Annotated in this window: 12 protein-coding genes; 11 read left to right on the top strand and 1 reads right to left on the bottom strand. The window is 43.4% G+C overall.

The features are described from left to right. Positions 1-264: 264 nt before the first annotated feature. The 11 genes from C8D84_RS02380 (at position 265) to C8D84_RS02330 (ending at position 15060) form a co-directional block, all read left to right on the top strand. Positions 265-1563 carry an NRAMP family divalent metal transporter gene (locus tag C8D84_RS02380; RefSeq protein WP_045454703.1) on the top strand — a complete coding sequence of 433 codons (1299 nt, stop codon included), beginning with the start codon at positions 265-267 and terminating at the stop codon, positions 1561-1563. Between the two features lie 354 nt (positions 1564-1917). Beyond that, complete coding sequence (gene prpB, locus C8D84_RS02375) at positions 1918-2808, top strand: methylisocitrate lyase (protein WP_109589763.1); 891 nt, start codon at positions 1918-1920, stop codon at positions 2806-2808. Between the two features lie 93 nt (positions 2809-2901). Further along, positions 2902-3555 carry a DUF2059 domain-containing protein gene (locus C8D84_RS02370; RefSeq protein ID WP_109589761.1) on the top strand — a complete coding sequence of 218 codons (654 nt, stop codon included), beginning with the start codon at positions 2902-2904 and terminating at the stop codon, positions 3553-3555. 104 nt (positions 3556-3659) lie between these two features. Continuing rightward, positions 3660-4799, top strand: a complete 1140-nt coding sequence (gene prpC / locus C8D84_RS02365) for a bifunctional 2-methylcitrate synthase/citrate synthase (protein ID WP_109589759.1) — start codon at positions 3660-3662, stop codon at positions 4797-4799. Between the two features lie 240 nt (positions 4800-5039). Next, the gene (gene acnD, locus C8D84_RS02360; RefSeq protein WP_211181237.1) at positions 5040-7673 is read left to right on the top strand and encodes a Fe/S-dependent 2-methylisocitrate dehydratase AcnD; all 2634 of its coding nucleotides are present in this window, start codon (positions 5040-5042) and stop codon (positions 7671-7673) included. 238 nt (positions 7674-7911) lie between these two features. Next, on the top strand, positions 7912-8589 hold the full coding sequence (locus tag C8D84_RS02355; protein ID WP_170108256.1) for a tetratricopeptide repeat protein: 678 nt from the start codon (positions 7912-7914) through the stop codon (positions 8587-8589). Between the two features lie 13 nt (positions 8590-8602). Next, positions 8603-9844, top strand: coding sequence for a 2-methylaconitate cis-trans isomerase PrpF (gene prpF, locus C8D84_RS02350; protein ID WP_109589753.1), 1242 nt, complete (start codon positions 8603-8605; stop codon positions 9842-9844). A gap of 14 nt (positions 9845-9858) precedes the next feature. Continuing rightward, complete coding sequence (locus C8D84_RS02345) at positions 9859-10797, top strand: 5'-nucleotidase (protein WP_109589751.1); 939 nt, start codon at positions 9859-9861, stop codon at positions 10795-10797. Positions 10798-10819: 22 nt separating this feature from the next. Further along, positions 10820-12673 carry an ABC transporter ATP-binding protein gene (locus C8D84_RS02340; RefSeq protein WP_109589749.1) on the top strand — a complete coding sequence of 618 codons (1854 nt, stop codon included), beginning with the start codon at positions 10820-10822 and terminating at the stop codon, positions 12671-12673. Positions 12674-12744: 71 nt separating this feature from the next. Further along, on the top strand, positions 12745-13371 hold the full coding sequence (locus C8D84_RS02335; RefSeq protein WP_109589747.1) for a GNAT family N-acetyltransferase: 627 nt from the start codon (positions 12745-12747) through the stop codon (positions 13369-13371). 144 nt (positions 13372-13515) lie between these two features. Then, positions 13516-15060, top strand: a complete 1545-nt coding sequence (locus tag C8D84_RS02330) for a bifunctional 2-methylcitrate dehydratase/aconitate hydratase (RefSeq protein WP_109589745.1) — start codon at positions 13516-13518, stop codon at positions 15058-15060. Positions 15061-15194: 134 nt separating this feature from the next. On the opposite strand, the gene C8D84_RS02325 is transcribed toward C8D84_RS02330, so the two are convergent. After that, the gene (locus C8D84_RS02325) at positions 15195-15986 is read right to left on the bottom strand and encodes an SDR family oxidoreductase (RefSeq protein ID WP_109589743.1); all 792 of its coding nucleotides are present in this window, start codon (positions 15984-15986) and stop codon (positions 15195-15197) included. Positions 15987-16027 lie beyond the last annotated feature (41 nt).

The following is a 16027-nucleotide window of genomic DNA, read 5'->3' as shown; positions in this document are numbered from 1 at the left end:
TTGTGTTATAAAGAACCGCTAAAAAATAATCAGCCTTAACACTTGATATTAGCAACTGATTATGCTAACTAAAAAGAATGGCAATGCAAACAAATAGTAATAACAACTAGAATAATCATTCTCCTGACTGGCTTCGGTGTGCTAAAGTCGATACAAGATGAATCGTTTTATATTTAAGCAGTTTATAAAGCCCTTCTCTCATGATCATTGGCAAGCTGACACAGGTAAGTGATAATTTGCCGTTTTAACCATTTAGAGGTATTCATGACCACACAACCACTCAATAATCCACGCACCAACCCAAATGCCACTGACGATACCGCGACCTCGCCGCAAGAAGGCTTTAGCTGGCGCATCTTTGGTCCCGGTATTTTGATGGCAACCGCTGCTATCGGTGGCTCACATTTGATTTCATCGACGCAGGCTGGCGCTATATATGGCTGGCAACTGGCCATTATGATTATTTTAGCCAACGTTTTTAAGTATCCATTTTTTCGCTTTGCAACCGACTACGTCTATGACACTGGCGAGAGTTTGATTGCAGGCTATGCCAAACGCTCAAAGGTATATCTGTGGGTATATTTTATACTCTCTATCCTATCGGCTGTCATTAGTACGGGCGCGGTCTCATTAATAGCAGCGGTTATCTTAGGTTTTATGCTACCTGCTTCTCTTGGGCTATCGACGATGGCGCTGTCATTGATTATCGTAGCGGTTTCTTGGTTCTTTTTGATTGCTGGTCACTATAAGCTGCTTGATGGTGTGACCAAATGGATTATGATTGCTCTGACCACGGCTACTGTTGCTGCGGTCATCATTGCTGCTGGCAAGCCGACAGTCATGGCTGCTGACTTTGTCGCGGCCTCTCCTTGGAATTTAGCAACTTTAGGTTTCATCGTGGCACTCATGGGCTGGATGCCAGCACCGCTTGAGTTTGCCGCCATTACCTCGATGTGGACATCTGCCAAAGTCAAAGCCGATCACACCACCCATCGCCAAGGTTTGCTTGATTTTAACGTCGGTTACGCCGTCTCAGCGATTTTGGCATTGTTCTTCTTGTCATTAGGCGTGTTTGTACAGTATGGCTCAGGACAAGAAATTGAGCTGGTTGGTGGCGCTTATATCAATCAGTTGATTAACATGTATACCGCAACCATCGGTGAATGGTCACGTCTATTGGTCGCTTTCGTCGCCTTTATGTGTATGTTTGGCACGACGATTACCTGTGCAGACGGTTATGGCCGTGCCAACGCTGAGTGCTGGCGTCTAATAAAAGGAGAAAGCGAAATCAACAAAAAGCAAATCGCTTTTTGGACGACCTATGCTATCGGTGGTGGGTTGATGATTATCACTTTCTTTACTGGACAACTAGGGACTATGCTTAAGTTTGCCATGATATCGGCGTTTGTTTCAGCGCCTATCTTTGGCTGGTTAAATTACTCGCTGGTTAAAAACCATAAAAAACTGTCTTTTGGTATGAATGCACTCTCTATCGCGGGACTCATCTTCTTAACGGGTTTTGCGCTGTTATTTTTAGCCAATCTTGCTGGACTATTTGGCTAGGTGTCGGTTTTAAAAATATCTATTTATATCATAAAAGCCCTTTTAGCTTAGCTATTAGGGCTTTTTGGTAAGCTAAAACCATGAATCGATAAAAATAAGCGCAACCGCTATTGTAAATAAATGTAAATAATGGGCTATACGTGTCTTTGCAAATTCAGCAATATGAATAATAGTTTGAGCAAGCCATTACTTTATAGATAATGCTATTCATATAGTAAATAATATTAATTTTAATAAAATATATGTTTAAATAATTTAAATAAATGTGCTTAAACAATGCTTTTCACTCACTGATTATTGAGTATAATCGAACACAATAACGATAATACTATCTCTCTATGCAAGGACACTCACATGACTTCACCTTCAGCAGGCGCACGCTTTCGCAGTGCTTTGACCCAAAAAAACGATAATAACCAGCCACTACAAATTGCAGGTGCTATCAATGCCTATACTGCAATGATGGCGACCCAAGTCGGTCACCAAGCGTTATATCTCTCTGGTGCTGGTGTGGCAAATGCCTCATTTGGTCTTCCTGATTTAGGCATGACTAGCCTTGATAATGTGCTAGAAGATGCACGACGTATCACTGACGCAGTTGATACGCCGTTATTAGTCGATATCGATACTGGTTTTGGTGGCGCGTTTAACATCGCCCAAACCATCAGAAAAATGGAAAAGGCAGGCGTGGCAGCGGTACATATCGAAGACCAAGTGGCGCAAAAGCGTTGTGGTCATCGCCCAAATAAAGAAATCGTCAGTATTTCAGAAATGGTTGATCGCTTAAAAGCGGCATTGGATGCCAAAACTGACCCTGATTTTGTGGTCATGGCACGTACGGATGCGCTATCGGTCGAAGGGCTTGATGCTGCTGTAGAGCGCGCTGTTGCCTTCCAAGAAGCAGGCGCAGACATGATTTTTGCCGAGGCGTTAACCGATATCGAGATGTATCGTAAATTCACCGATGTACTAGATATTCCAGTACTCGCCAACATGACAGAGTTTGGTCAGACCGACCTTTACACCACTGACCAGCTATATGGCGTGGGTGTCGAGATGGTGTTGTACCCACTATCAGCATTCCGAGCGATGAACAAAGCGGCATTAAACGTTTATCAGCATCTATTGACTGATGGCACCCAAGAAAAAGTTGTAGATACCATGCAAACCCGCATGGAGCTGTATGATTTCTTAAATTATCATGAGTTTGAGCAGACGCTAGACAAGCTATTTGCTAATAAGTAGTTAAGCATTCGTCATTAGCAACACTGAAAAGATAGCTCGCCTTTGAGTGTGTTATCTTTTCGAAATCCGTCTTCAATTATTTTTAGGTTATTTATGCCATTTTTTACTGCTAATACTGCTCTTAAAACGTCACTACTGAGCAGCACGCTTGCGGCGCTATTATTCATGACGGGCTGTGATAAAACACCAGAAACCGCCGACGAGACGACCAGTGGTGCAAGCACTGCTGAAGTTAATGCTACCAAAGATGCTCCTGCACCTGCCACTCAAGATGACTTAGTCATGACGACGATTACGTTAGATACTGTCAACAGCCTACTATTTGCACCGGTTATCAATAGTGGTGCGCTCAGTGCAGAGCAAGTCAGCTGTCTCGAATCACGCGACAAAGACTTGGGTAAAGCCGAAGTCGATAGCTTCTATAAGAGTCAGTTTACCGATGCAGAGTTACAAGAGTTGGATGACTTTTATACGTCAGAGGTAGGGAAAAAGCTGATTACGTTTGGTAATGAGCAACTGCGTGTCATGAATGGTGAAGAGATTGCAACGCCACTGGCTGACCCTACCCCAGAAGAGATGACTGAGATTCAGACATTCATGGAATCACCACTGGGTGTCAAGTACATGAAAATCAATAATACAGAAGGCGAAGGCAGCGCAATGGAAGTTTTGAATGGCCCTATTGAAGCCGAATTCAAGCGTTGTAATGTCGATTTAGATGGTCCACAGCTTGAACAGCCTGCGTAACACTTAACTAACGCTATAGTCAGTCATTAACCAATAAATTTATTATTAGAAACTTAGAAACACCGTTTTTCACCCAAAAAGCTACCCACAAAAGGAATTTCATCATGGCAGCACAAAATCCATCAACAAAAGTATTGTCAGGCGCAGGTCTACGCGGACAAGTCGCTGGCAAGACCGCGCTATCTACCGTCGGCAAGTCAGGATCAGGTTTGACGTATCGCGGTTATGACGTGTCAGAACTGGCAGACAAATGCATCTTTGAAGAAGTGGCCTACTTGCTGCTTTATGGCAACTTGCCAAACCAAAGCGAGCTTGACGCTTACCAAGCCAAGCTCAAAAGCTTACGTGGCTTACCACAGTCATTAAAAGACGTGCTTGAGCGTATCCCTGCCGAGTCACATCCAATGGATGTATTACGTACCGGTTGCTCTATGCTGGGTAACTTAGAAACCGAAATGAGTTTTGAGGAAGAAAACGACCAAGCAGATCGCATGCTTGCGGTATTCCCTTCTATCATTAACTATTGGTATCGCTTTACGCATGACAATGTGCGTATCGAAACCGAAACCGATGATGCGACCATTGGCGGTCACTTCTTGCATTTGCTAAAGGGTGAGAAACCAAACGAGCTGCACACAAAAGTGATGAACGTCTCGCTTATCCTCTATGCAGAGCATGAGTTTAACGCTTCAACCTTTACCGCACGTGTGTGTGCTTCTACGCTATCTGATATCCATTCTTGTATCACTGGCGCAATCGGTTCACTACGCGGTCCTCTGCATGGTGGCGCTAATGAGGCGGCGATGGATATGATTGAAGGCTTTAGCTCAGCTGATGAAGCTGAAACCGAGATGATGGGTATGCTGGCGCGTAAAGACAAAATTATGGGCTTTGGTCATGCCATCTATAGCGAATCAGATCCACGTAACGTCGTTATTAAAGGTTGGGCTGAAAAACTGGCAGCGGATGTTGGTGATGAAGTGCTATACCCAGTATCAGTACGCTGTGAAGAAGTCATGTGGCGCGAGAAAAAATTGTTCTGTAATGCTGACTTTTTCCATGCCTCTGCTTATCACTTCATGGGTATCCCAACCAAGCTGTTCACACCAATCTTTGTTTGCTCACGTCTAACAGGTTGGGCGGCTCACGTATTTGAGCAACGTGCTAATAACCGTATCATTCGCCCAAGTGCGGAATATACCGGTGAAGACTTACGTCCTGTACCTGATATGAGTGCGCGTTAATATTTCTTGTGATTATCGAGTATAAAAGTTTATGTTCGGTAACGGATTTAACGGCTAAATGTATTCACCATTTAGCCGTTAAATATTTTCTTAGTAATCTTACTTTCTGTTTAAGCATATTTTTTTAGCAAAGCCGATTTCTAATACCACTGACGATTTTGCTAAAAGAATGACTCTTTTTTTAAATTTAAACCAGCCAACTGCCAAAGGTGACTCATGGACAACGCCCTAGTACAACCAATGAATGATTCATTCAAAAAGCTATTACCCAGCACAGACTTGTATTACTTTGATACCCGTGAAGCGATCGAAAACATCGAAGCTGGCGCGTATGACAAGCTACCATTCTGCTCAAAAGTATTGTGTGAAAACTTGGTACGCCGTTGCCCACCAGAAGACTTAACGGCTGCGCTTAAGCAGCATATCGAAGGCAAACAAGATTTAGATTTTCCTTGGTACCCTGCCCGCGTCGTTTGTCATGACATCCTAGGTCAGACCGCTTTTGTTGATTTGGCAGGTCTACGTGATGCCATCGCTGAGCAAGGCGGTGACCCATCAAAAGTAAATCCAATTGTACCGACGCAATTGATTGTCGACCATTCACTAGCCGTTGAACATGCCGGCTTTGAGGAAAACGCTTTTGAGAAAAACCGTGCTATCGAAGAGCGCCGTAACGATGATCGCTTTCACTTTATCAACTGGTGCCAGTATGCCTTTGATAATGTCAACGTCGTACCGCCCGGTAACGGCATCATGCACCAAATCAACTTAGAGAAAATGTCGCCAGTCGTCCAAGTCGTCCACAATAAAGCTGGTGAACAAGTTGCCTTTGCTGACACCTTGGTCGGTACCGATAGCCATACGCCTATGGTTGATGCGTTGGGTGTTATCTCCATCGGTGTTGGCGGACTTGAAGCTGAGAGCGTCATGCTAGGCAACCCGTCTTATATGCGCCTACCGGATTACGTTGGGGTTAAATTAACCGGCAAATTGCAAAAAGGCATTACCGGTACGGATTTGGTACTTGCGATGACTGAGTTTTTACGTGATGCAGGTGTGGTTTCTACCTATATCGAATTCTTTGGTGAAGGTGCACGGCAGCTAAGTGTCGGTGATCGTGCCTCTATCTCCAACATGACGCCTGAATATGGTGCAACTGCTGCGATGTTCTATATCGATGAGCAAACCATCGATTACTTACGCCTAACTGGTCGTAGTGAAGATCAGATTAAACTGGTTGAGCAGTATGCCAAGCAAGTGGGTCTATGGGCTGACGGCATGGAAAATGCGGTTTATGACCGTGTGCTTGAGTTTGATTTGTCCGCAGTTGTCCGTAACATGGCGGGCCCTTCACGCCCGCATGCTCGCGTATCAACCACGGATTTGGTTGCCAAAGGTATCGCTCATGGCGCTGACGAAAAACTGCCTGAACCAAAAGATGGCATGATGCCAGATGGTGCGGTGATTATCGCGGCTATTACCAGCTGTACCAATACCTCAAACCCACGTAACATGGTTGCTGCAGGCCTTGTCGCTCGTAACGCCAATGCCAAAGGGTTGTTAAGGAAACCTTGGGTTAAATCGTCACTCGCACCCGGCTCAAAAACGGTCAAAATGTACCTAGAAGAAGCCGGCTTGATGCCTGAGCTACAAGAAATTGGCTTTGACGTGGTTGGCTTTGCTTGTACCACTTGTAATGGTATGAGCGGCGCACTTGACCCAGATATCGAAAAAGAAATTATCGATAATGATCTGTTCACCACAGCTGTACTGTCTGGTAACCGTAACTTTGATGGTCGTATCCATCCGTATGCCAAGCAAGCATTTTTAGCATCACCACCATTGGTGATTGCCTATGCTATTGCCGGTAATATCCGTTTTGATATCGAAAAAGACTCATTGGGCAAAGACCAAGACGGCAATGACGTTTATCTAAAAGACATCTGGTTCGATGATGATGAAGTTGATGCCATCGTGGCTAAAGCGGTAAAACCTGAGCAATTTAACGCTGTTTATATTCCGATGTTTGACGAAGCCAAAAAAGACACCGGCAAAGCATTAAGCCCACTCTATGACTGGCGTGAACAGACGACTTATATCCGCCGTCCGCCGTATTGGGAAGGCAAAATGGCAGCGATGAATAAGCTAAAAGGTATGCGCCCGTTAGCGGTGTTAGGTGACAATATCACTACTGACCATTTATCGCCATCTAATGCTATCTTAGGTGACTCAGCTGCTGGCGAGTACCTTGATGCTATGGGTTTACCTAGCGAAGATTATAATTCTTACGCCACCCATCGCGGCGACCACTTAACCGCGCAGCGTGCAACCTTTGCCAATCCTAAGCTATTGAATGAGATGGTACGTGACGAGACAGGTGAAGTTATTCAAGGTTCGCTTGCTAGAGTAGAGCCTGAAGGTCAAGTCATGCGCATGTGGGAAGCCATTGAAACCTACATGAATCGAGAGCAGCCGCTTATCATCATCGCAGGTGATGGCTATGGTCAAGGCTCAAGCCGTGACTGGGCTGCTAAAGGTGTGCGTTTAGCAGGCGTAGAAGTAGTCGTCGCTGAAGATTTTGAGCGTATCCATCGTCAAAACTTGGTCGGTATGGGAGCGCTACCTTTACAGTTTAAAGAAGGTGTCAATCGTAACACCCTAAATATCGATGGTACTGAAGTATTTGATATCGAAGGCGAAGTGTCTGCTGGCGGTGAGATGACATTGGTCATTAACCGCACAGATGGCACTGTCGATAAAGCCTTAGTGAAATGTCGTTTAGATACTGCTGATGAGGTCAAAATGTACAACGCAGGCGGTATGCTCCAGCGCTTTGCCAAAGAGTTTATCGATGGCACGTTAGATATCGTTTAATAGAAACGAATAAACAACAGCGATAGCTGCCGTACACGTGACAAAAGCCAATGTTATATTTATATGGTATTGGCTTTTTTAGTAGTCTCACAATAGATTCTGATACTCTTTAGTCTTATTAGGCTTATATCCATTAAATACATTACTTATAGTACTTTATTTAAATGAATTTTCTTAAAAAAATAAACATTTGTTTTTCTATTTAGTATAATTGTCATTTTTTATCATGAGAAGTGGCATGAAAAACATCAATAGAACTTTTATTATTTTGATTTCTGTATTGAATCTTAGCGGTTGTAGTAGTCTCACTGATTTATCAATGGTAGACGTCTCTATTTCCATTGTCGTTATTGCTATTATTATTGGTTGTTGGGTTTCTAATGTACGTACCGGCCGCGATATGCAAGAATCCGTTGATAGTATTATACAAATTCGACGGGAACAACTTGAAATGGCTAAGTCCGATTTGAGACCTGGCATTGATGAAGGCGACCCAGTTTCGCAGTATCTCTTGGCGCTTAAATTTCATACTGGTGATGGTGTCGGTCAAGACTTAGTAGCAGCGTGTTACTGGTACAGTTTGTCCGCTGAAAGTGGGTTTATTCATGCCGTGACAACTTTAGCCCTTATGTATATAAAAGGATGGGGTACCAAGCAAGATTTGACTAAAGCTGCTAAGCTTTTGTCTATTGCCTCAAAAGAAGGCGATTTGCAGGCACAGAACTTTTTAGCAGCAGCCTATTTAAACGGATGGGGTGTTCGAAAAAATGAAGAAAAAGCACGTTATTGGCTGCAACAAGCAGCTGCACAAAGCTCTGAAGAATCTAGTGAGTCTTTAAATATGTTGTCGCCGCAATCTATTGAGTCATTAACAATGGTCATTCAAAACGGTGATGAATATATCGTACTAAAATAATAGGAATAAAAAAATGACCCGACCAACCCCTGCTTTTGCCCCACAACTATCTGTCCCCGCCACCTATATGCGTGGCGGCACCTCAAAAGGTACATTCTTTAAACTATCTGATTTACCAAAGCGTTGCCAAGTTGCTGGCGAGTCGCGCGATAAGTTTCTGCTACGTGTCATCGGTAGCCCTGACCCTTATGGCAAGCAAATAGATGGTTTGGGTAATGGTAGCTCTAGCACCTCAAAAACGGTAATTCTTTCTAATTCAAATAAAACAGATCACGATGTGAACTATCTGTTTGGACAGGTCAATATCGCCAAGCCAATGATTGATTGGGCGGGTAACTGTGGCAATTTGACCGCCGCCGTTGGCGCTTGCGCGATTAATATGGGTTTGGTCGATGCCGATAAAGTGGCTAATAGTATTAATGACAGTACGGATAACGGCATTTGCGAAGTACGTATTTGGCAAGAAAATATCAGTAAAACCATCATTGCTCATGTGCCTGTTTACATGGATGCACAAGGCAAAGTGCAAGTACAAGAAACCGGCGATTTTGAATTAGACGGTGTAACCTTCCCAGCGGCTGAAGTCAAAATTGAGTTTATCGATCCTGTTGATGCTACCAGCGATATGTTCCCTACTGGTAACTTGGTCGATGATTTTGATGTCTCTGGCTGTGGTCTAAATACTGATAGCGTCAAGGCAACTTTTATTAGTGCTGGTATCCCAACCATCTTTATGAAAGCAGAAGATTTGGGCTTTACCGGTACTGAGCTACAAGGCGACATCAATAGTAATAGCGAGCTACTTGCCAAGCTTGAGAAAATCCGTGCCAAAGGCGGCGTTGCGATGGGGCTGTTTAAAGACGTCAGTGAAGCGCAAACCAGTCAACATATTCCTAAAATCGCTTGGGTTGCTTCTACGCAAAGTTATACTGCGTCGAGCGGTAAATTTGTCGAGGCGGCAGATATTGATTTAGTCGTTCGTGCTATGAGTATGGGTCAATTACATCATGCGATGATGGGCACAACAGCGGTTGCAATAGCAGCGGCAGCAACGACACAGGGTACATTGGTCAATGAAGCGGCAGGTGGACATGAACTGAACGAAGTGCGTTTTGGTCATCCATCAGGTACATTACTCGTTGGCGGTAAGACTGAACTGGTTGATGGACGCTGGCAGGCTAAAAAAGTATCAATGAGCCGCTCGGCAAGGCGTATCATGGGTGGTGAAGTCTTTGTACCAGCGGATGCGTTTTAGTTAAGGGAACTTAAGTGGCTTACGATCTTACAGAAAAACTAGTTATCGGTATTTCATCAAGCGCATTATTTGATCTTAAAGAATCAGATAGTATATTCAGGACAGAAGGCGAGCAAGCCTATAGAGAATATCAGAGAAAGCATCAAGATGATGCTCTTAATACTGGGGTCGCCTACCCTTTTATCAGGAGACTATTGAAGCTAAATGAGCTGCTTAAAGATCCGTTAGTAGAAGTTATTTTATTATCACGCAATGATCCTGACACCGGCCTCAGGGTTATTAACTCAATTGAACATTATAATCTTTCTATTACTCGTGCGGTTTTTTTGCAAGGTCGATCAGCACACGAATATATTCCAGCCTTTGATATTGAATTATTTTTATCTGCTAATGAGGGAGACGTTAAACAAGCAATAGAGGCAGGTTACCCAGCAGGTCAGATTTTACATGGAGATATTTCTGATAATATTGAAGATACGCAATTGAGAATAGCATTCGATTTTGATGGCGTGATAATCGACGATGAATCTGAAAGTGTTTATAAAGAAAATAAAAACCTTGATGAGTTTCACCTCCATGAGTCTACTAAGGTTGATATAGCTCATAATCCAGGACCACTAAAGAATTTTATTGACCGTATTTCTCATATTCAAAAACTTGAAAATGATTATAAGCTTGAAAACCCTAATTATGAACCAATGGTAAGAGTCTCTATCGTCACTGCAAGAAACGCACCTTCACATAAACGTGCAATTAACACAATGCGTGAATGGGGTATTCTTGCAAATGAAGCTTTTTTTATGGGCGGAGTAGACAAATCAAAGGTTCTTGAGATATTAAAGCCTCATATCTTTTTTGACGATCAGATGACACATTTGAAATCATCTGGTGTATTGCCATCAGTTCATATTCCTTTTGGAATCGCTAATAAAGTAGTACATAATGAAAGCTAATTACTAATATTCATAAAAATACATGCCAATATCTCCCCAGCCACGCCATGTGCCGTTAGATAAAAAGCCGCCGCTCAAAAAAACTGAGCGGCGAGCTTTGTTGTGGGATATCCTCAAAAAGCTTGCCGTCTTTGCCGCGCCTTATAAAGTCTTAATCATTGCCACATTGATATTAACCGTGCTGGGCTCTTTTACCGCGCAGGTCAATGCCTTTGTGCTTCGCTATGCCGTTGATACTTTGACTGAAATTGCCACGCTTGCCGAGCCGTGGCAGGCAGGCGTGCGTATGCTAGGTATCATCAGTGCCGTACTCTTGACCAAAGAAATACTATCGATATTTATCTCTTTTGGGCAACGCTTCTTTGGTGAAAAGATTCGTATCAATCTCTCGCGTGATTTATCGCAAAAAATCATTGAGCGCATCTTAACCTACCGCATGGCATTTTATACCAGTAGCGAAAACGACAGCGGCAAGTTGCAAACGCGTATTGATTACGGGGTCAGCAGTTTAACCAGTTTAGTGCAAAACTTCTTTATCGATATGCTGCCATTGTTTGCCAGTGCGATCGTCTCACTCATCATTATGTTTTCGACCAATTTTTGGATAGGCTTGGTCGGTCTTATTATCATCCCGATATATTTCTTCATCAGTCAAAAACAAGCACGGCGTCTACAAGGTTTTCGTCGGCAGATGCGTGGCTATAGAGAAGCCAAAAGTGGCTTGGTTATCTCCTTGATCAACTCCATCAGCGTGGTGAAATCCTTTGTTCGTGAGTCGATAGAAGCAGAAAAGCACTTAACCATTCAAAAAGACATGACTGACAATCAGCTGCGCATTCGCAGTATTGGTTTTATTTATGATGCGATAAAGACCTTTATTGAGCAGATTGGCGTGGTGGTAATCATTCTGCTGACATCCTACTTTGTATTAAAAGGCCAGATGACCATCGGTATGATTTTATTCCATGTCATGCTATTTCAAAACGTCGCCGCCCCTATCCGCCAATTGCATCGTATCTATGATCAGATTAATAATGCCCTGACTTACGCTGAAGGTTTCTTTGATATATTAGAAGATGAAAGCCAAGTTGAAGATATCACGGGCAGAAGTAGTGAAAATTTAAAAGGTCATATTGAGCTGAAAAACGTCGATTTCACATATCCGAATGGCACGCAAGCGCTAAAAGATGTCAGCTTTACTATCAAGCCCAATCGTATTACTGCGCTGGTGGGTTTGAGCGGTGCTGGCAAGAGTACGATTATCAGCTTATTGGTAAAGTTTTATGCGCCAGATAGCGGTACCATATGGCTAGACGGACATAATTTAGCCGACTGCGATACTCATGAATTGCGTCAAAATATTGGCTTGGTACTACAAAGTAATCATATATTTTCCGGTACGATTAGCGAAAATATCCGCTATGGTGATATGAATGCGACAGATGAAGATATTATCATTGCAGCAAAAAAAGCCTCCATTCATGAGCAAATTATTAATTTAGCAGAAGGCTATGAGAGTACAGCAAAGTCATTGTCTGGTGGTCAACAGCAACGTATCGCGCTGGCACGGATGTTTTTAAAAGATCCGCCTATTGTGTTTTTGGATGAGCCAACCGCTAGCCTCGATGCCATCGCCAGCCAACAAGTGAAGAAGAGCCTAGATCTCATCAAAAAAGATCGTACCGTAATTATGGTTTCGCATAATATTGCCCAAATTATCGATGCGGATGACTTGGTCGTGATAGAAGATGGTCGCGTGGTTGAAACCGGTACGCATGAAGCGCTATATGAGAAACACGGCAAATATTTTGAGATATTCAATGCCATGTCGGACAGCTTAAATTTGGATAAAATCAGCCAGACTCTAAATGGTTAGGAATGGTTAATGTGTGCCTAAATCGTTATAATGCCAATCTTTTACCGCCTATTTCCAGAAGCTAGCCCACTATGACTTGTGAATTTTCTATCAAAACCTTTGATGAGCTGACCTCAGTTGATCTCTATCATATTTTAAAAGCCCGATCACAAGTGTTTGTGGTTGAGCAAAACTGCGCTTATCAAGATATGGATGAGATGGACTTTGATTGCCTACATCTTATCGCGCATCAAAACGAGGCGTTGGTAGGCTACTGCCGTATCATTCCGCCTGAATTTAATAAATTAAAATCCAATCTATCGGTCGCCGACCCTACGATTAAGACCAATCATACTGCTATGCCTGCCATCGGTAGAGTGCTGGTATTATCAGAGCACAGAGGTGAGGGTGTCGCACGGCAGATGATGATTCATGCCATTACGCACTGCCGTAAAAAATATGGTAAAAAGCGCCCGATTATACTCTCTGCACAAGCCTATTTACTTAGCTTCTATGAGTCCTTGGGGTTTGTACCTGAAGGCGATCATTATCTCGAAGACAATATAGAGCATGTAAAAATGGTTCTATACGTTGCCAAGAAAAACAAAGTACAAAAAGAGCGTACTGAGTCTGCCTCCACAACGAACAAAGTATTAAGTTTTCTGCTGTTTATCATGGCGGCTTTATTTGTGTTAGGTCTGCTATATTTGATGATTTAAGCGCGCCGCAAGGTTTTAATTTTTAACATAATTCAGTTTGGTTGTTTCATATTGAGTATGCTACTTTTAAATGATGGCTAATTTAAAAAGATGACCGAGATAATGGGTCAAGGAAGTAGCACACTCAAGGAAGAGGAGACAACCATGTCAAATGATAATTCAGATACAACACATTCAAATAAAAATGATGCGACGGTAGAAAGCAATGTCCGTCCAGAATATGACATTGAGATTCAAAAGATTGCTGATTATGTGCTTAATTATTCGATAGATATCGACTCCCCCAATAGCGCAGATGCTTGGAATACTGCGCGTCATTGCTTGATGGATACGCTTGGTTGTGGTCTGCTTGCGCTACGTTTCCCTGAATGTACTAAGCATCTGGGTCCTGATTGTGCCGATCAGCTTACCCCTAATGGCGCGCGCGTTCCGGGTACAGCCCACAGACTAGATCCTATCAAAGCCGCATTCGATATTGGCTGTATCGTGCGCTGGCTTGATTATAATGACACGTGGCTGGCTGCTGAATGGGGACATCCTTCGGACAATTTAGGCGGTATCTTAGCGGTCGCCGATTATATCAGCCAACAAAGTGTCAGTCGCAATCATCGGCCATTAACCATGCGTGAGGTGCTTGAGGCTATGATTATGGCGCATGAGATTCAGGGGGTAATTGCACTGGAAAACTCATTCAACCGTGTGGGTCTTGACCATGTGTTTTTAGTTAAATTGGCCTCTACTGCTGTGGTCGCCAAGCTTTATAAATTGCCACGTGAGCGTATCATGGCTGCCATCTCGCAGGCGATCGTCGATGGTCAGGCATTGCGTACCTATCGTCATGCACCCAATGCCGGTAGCCGTAAATCTTGGGCAGCAGGCGACGCTACCAGTCGTGCGGTACGCTTGGTTGATATTACCCGTCGCAGTGAAATGGGTATCCCTGGAGCGCTCTCTGCACCGCAGTGGGGGTTTTATGATGTATTGTTTAGCCATACCAATAAAGACTTATCCCTTAAACCTGCAAACGAGCGCCGTTTTACTTTCCAGCGTGAGTTTGGCAGTTACGTGATGGAAAATATCTTATTTAAGTTAAGCTTTCCTGCCGAGTTTCATGCGCAGACTGCTTGTGAGGCTGCGGTGATTTTACATCCACGCATTGATGATAGAATCGATGATATTGAGAAAATTGTCCTGACCACTCATGAATCTGCGATTAGAATTATCTCTAAAGAAGGCACATTGGCCAACCCTGCTGATCGCGATCATTGTTTGCAATATATGGTCGCGGTGCCTCTGCTCACTGGCGATTTAATGGCAGAAAACTATGAAGACGATTATCATGCACAGCACCATGTTTTGATCGATGGTCTACGCCGCAAAATGATCGTAGAAGAAGATGCGGGTTATTCAAAAGATTACCATGACCCAAGCAAGCGCTCGATTGCCAATGCCATTCAGATATTTTTTAAAGATGGTAGCAGTACCGACAAGGTTGTTGTCGAATACCCTATCGGACATAAGCGCCGCCGCAAAGAAGGTATTCCTGTATTAGAAGCCAAGTTTCGTGCCAGTTTGGCGACGCGATTTATCGACAGTCGCTGTCAGGATATTTTTACCCTTTGTAGCGATCAAAAACGCTTAGAGCACACACTTGTACATGAGTTTATGGACTTGTTTATGGCGAACTAAGCATTTTCCTATCTAAGAATTACCCTTATCTTATCAATAAAATAGGGCGTGTCGTTGTCATCATATTAACGACAACGACACGCCCTGTTTTTTATCTATTGACTTGGCTTTATGAACCTTTTAATCGTTTAGAGCTACCAAGGTATGGATTCCCCTGCCCAGTCAACAAAGCTTCCTGATTGCGTAGCCGTCATACGGTTAAGCACTTCTAATAAGCATTCCGCACTGTAGGCTGGCGAGAACAACTGACCTTCGGCCACATTACCTTGAAAAGGGGCTGATAGTTGCGTATTTACCGTTCCTGGTTGCATGACAACCACGCACACGTCTTTAAGCGAGCGACTCCATTCAATACTCAGGTTTTTCATGCCCATATTGAGTGCCGCTTTACTCATACGATAGCTATACCATCCGCCCAGCTGATTGTCACTGATACTGCCAACGCGCGCGGATATCGTCGCAAAGATTGCGGGCTTGTCATTACTACGCGCAGATTTGGCTAATAATGGTCTAAAATGCTTGGCAATGAGTAAGCTGGCTAAGGCATTCACTTGCATGTTTTGTAAAAAGAAATCAGTCTCAACCTGACGCAGCGCTTTTTCTGGCTGCTGCGTCGCCGTATGTAATAACCCTGCACAATTGATAATCCAATCAATATGAGTGGTTTGCTGCTGAATAACCTCGGCTGCTTGTTGGATACTCTGTTCGTCGCAGAGGTTCATGGATATCCAATGCAGATTGTCAGCCTCAAAATCAGGTACATTGTGATGATAAGTTGCAAAAACATGAATACCCTGTTTTCCACAATTATCGGTATTCGCATTCTCATCCTCATTGCCACTGGCAGTACCATTTAATAAGTGTTCAATCATCGCTCTACCAATGCCGCCTGTACCGCCAACGATTAGATACGTTCTGTTATTCATGATGATTCCTTTTTTGGATTCTCTTTAACAGCGTTTTTTCA

The organism is Psychrobacter immobilis, assembly GCF_003148585.1.
Classification (GTDB): Bacteria; Pseudomonadota; Gammaproteobacteria; order Pseudomonadales; family Moraxellaceae; genus Psychrobacter; species Psychrobacter immobilis.
The sequence above is the reverse complement of the archived record's forward strand: the minus strand, read 5'-3'. Positions and strand labels throughout refer to the sequence as shown.